General features: G+C 43.6%; 4 protein-coding genes. All 4 read right to left on the bottom strand.

Annotated features, from left to right (window positions below):
• A partial coding sequence (locus C9J12_RS29865; protein WP_322348894.1) for an Rnf-Nqr domain containing protein occupies positions 1-227 on the bottom strand: 227 nt, incomplete at its 3' end.
• Positions 228-234: 7 nt separating this feature from the next.
• On the bottom strand, positions 235-867 hold the full coding sequence (locus C9J12_RS29860; protein ID WP_107247085.1) for an NADH:ubiquinone reductase (Na(+)-transporting) subunit D: 633 nt from the start codon (positions 865-867) through the stop codon (positions 235-237).
• Positions 860-1,654: a Na(+)-translocating NADH-quinone reductase subunit C gene (locus C9J12_RS29855; RefSeq protein WP_107247082.1), complete on the bottom strand. Its 795-nt coding sequence runs from the start codon at positions 1,652-1,654 to the stop codon at positions 860-862. Before C9J12_RS29855 ends, C9J12_RS29860 begins: the two co-directional genes overlap by 8 nt.
• The coding region (locus C9J12_RS29850; RefSeq protein WP_193944728.1) for an RnfABCDGE type electron transport complex subunit D at positions 1,644-2,102 on the bottom strand (459 nt) is incomplete at its 5' end. The genes C9J12_RS29850 and C9J12_RS29855, both read right to left, overlap by 11 nt.

Genomic DNA, 2,102 nt, shown 5'->3' with positions numbered 1-2,102 from the left:
GTTAAATCCACTCCGTCAACAATCGCACCATCTTTCAGTAATAGGTTGTAAACTAAGTTGTTCACAGGTACAGCAATAGTCAATACGACGATTACCGCAACACCTAGACCAAAAGAAGTCTTAACTTTCTTCGATACAGCCAGGAATGTACACATACCCAAGAAGAACGAAAGTGCCATGTTCTCGATAAAAATCGAACGAACTAAAAGGCTTAGATAATGTTCCATGTTGCCCTTACTCCTTCGCTTCTACTTGTGCTGGACGAATAATACGAATTGCCCAGATCATGAAACCAATTAGGAAGAAAGCAGACGGTGCAAGCAACATCAGGCCGTTTGGTTGATACCAACCGCCATCAGAAACTAGAGGTAGAACCTCAACACCAAACAACTTGCCTGAACCTAATAATTCACGGAAGAAAGCAACAGTGATAAGTACAAAACCGTAGCCTAAGCCATTACCAACACCATCGATAAAAGACGGTAGTGGTGCCGATTTCATTGCGTATGCTTCAGCACGACCCATTACGATACAGTTCGTAATGATCAGGCCAACAAATACAGAAAGCTGCTTAGAAATATCGTAAACAAACGCTTTAAGTACTTGGTCAACCAGAATTACCAATGACGCGATAATCGCCATCTGAACAATGATACGCACACTGTTAGGAATATGATGACGTATTAGCGATACAAATAAGTTAGAAAATGCAGTAACAAACATTACCGCTAGCGTCATAACAAACGCTGTTTCCAATTTAGTTGTTACTGCCAATGCAGAACATACACCAAGAACCTGAAGCGCAATCGGGTTATTATCCAGAAACGGCGCAAACAGAATCTTTTTCATTTCTTTAGTATCAGCCATTGTTTAGGCCTCCCTCACGAACCTTAGTTAGAAACGGACCAAAGCCCATGTCACCTAACCAGAAGTCGAAGGTGTGTTGTACACCATTACCCGTCAAGGTTGCACCAGACAGACCATCTACACCGTATAGATCGCCAGCAGGAGCGCCGCCTTTAACAATACGAATTGCTGGTTTGTTGTCGTCGTTAAACAACTTCTTACCAACAAACTGAGCACGCCAGTTAGGGTTCTCAACTTCACCACCTAGCCCAGGAGTTTCACCCTGATCGTAGTAAGTGATACCCGCAACCGTGTTGCCATCAGTTTCAACAGCAATAAATGCGTACATCATTGACCAAAGACCAGTACCGTGAACCGGCAGAATCAATTTTTCAATGTTGTTGTTCGCATCTTTAACCAAGTAAACCGTTGCGAGATCGGCACGACGAATAATTTTCGCCAAGTCTTGATCGCCAGACAGTTTAATTGATTGTGCTGGATCTTTTGCAGCAGTACGTTGCTTATACTGAGCAGGCGTTTGCCCAGCTTCAGATTGCTCAACGAAGCTACCGGTTTTAAGATCAACAAGCTTAGGCTCGATAAACTGAGCGTAAGACTCTTTTATGTTCGTCGAATCATCCAGTAGGCCAGCTACTGAAAGGATATTTCGCTGAACGTCAAGCACTGCATTTTCTTGTTGAAGAGGACGCAGAACAACCGCAGCAGTTGATACTACAATTGAGCAAACAAGGCTCAATGCAACAACAACAATCAGCGTTTTTTTAATGCTATCGTTATTACTTGACATGACGTGCTAGCCTCCGTTTGATATTGCCCTGAACTACTAGGTTGTCAAATAGAGGTGCGAATAGGTTAGCGAATAGAATCGCTAGCATCATACCTTCTGGGTACGCTGGGTTAACCACACGAACCATCACAGCCATAGCACCGATCAATGCGCCATACCACCACTTACCTTTATTGGTAAATGCTGCAGACACAGGATCTGTTGCCATGAACATCATACCGAATGCAAAACCACCTAGAACTAGGTGCCAGTGCCAAGGCATGCTGAACAGTGCATTAGTATCAGAACCAATGATGTTAAACAGAGTTGCTGTCGCAATCATACCAATCATAGTACCTGCGATGATGCGCCATGAAGCAATGCCCATGTACACAATCATTGCACCACCAAGGATGATAGCTAGCGTAGAAACTTCACCGATAGAACCAGGAATACGACCAATGAAAGC

It is taken from the genome of Photobacterium frigidiphilum (assembly GCF_003025615.1).
GTDB classification, from domain to species: domain Bacteria; phylum Pseudomonadota; class Gammaproteobacteria; order Enterobacterales; family Vibrionaceae; genus Photobacterium; species Photobacterium frigidiphilum.
Note: the sequence above shows the minus strand (reverse complement) of the source record. Positions and strands in the feature narration are given on the sequence as shown.

Excerpts from the sequence above, each read along its gene's own strand:
- C9J12_RS29860 (WP_107247085.1), bottom strand. The coding sequence starts at position 867 with ATGGCTGATACTAAAGAAATGAAAAAGATTCTGTTTGCGCCGTTTCTG.
- C9J12_RS29855 (WP_107247082.1), bottom strand. The coding sequence starts at position 1,654 with ATGTCAAGTAATAACGATAGCATTAAAAAAACGCTGATTGTTGTTGTT.